Annotated in this window: 1 protein-coding gene; it reads right to left on the bottom strand. The window is 54.7% G+C overall.

Going from position 1 to position 395, the window contains the following annotated elements; genetic code table 11:
• On the bottom strand, nt 1–395 hold a 395-nt coding region (locus tag MXD62_RS10335; RefSeq protein WP_248829106.1), incomplete at both ends, for an aminotransferase class I/II-fold pyridoxal phosphate-dependent enzyme.

Raw genomic sequence — 395 nt, forward strand, 5'->3', positions numbered from 1 at the left:
TGGTAAGCGATGTCCCCATTTTATGCGTAGATTGAACGGCCGCATCTGCGCCTGCCTGCATAGCCGAACCAGGCAATGCGGGGTGAAAACCAAAATGGGCGCCATGCGCTTCGTCCACCAACAGCGGAATGTCGTGGCGATGGATAACCGCCGCCATTTTCGCCAAATCGATCCCCATGCCGTAGTAGGTTGGATTGGTAAGAAAAACGGCTTTTGCCTCGGGATGGGCCTGAAGAGCGCGCTCCACATCCTCCCGTCGAAAACCTGCGGCCACTCCAGTCGCCAGATCAACGGCAGGAACGATGAAAACAGGATTGGCTCTGGCAAGAATAGCCCCGTTGTATACCGATTTGTGACAATTGCGCTGCACCAGTATCTTGTCACCAGGCTTACAT

It is taken from the genome of Frankia sp. Mgl5, assembly GCF_023242985.1.
Taxonomy (GTDB): Bacteria; Actinomycetota; Actinomycetes; order Frankiales; family Frankiaceae; genus Parafrankia; species Parafrankia soli.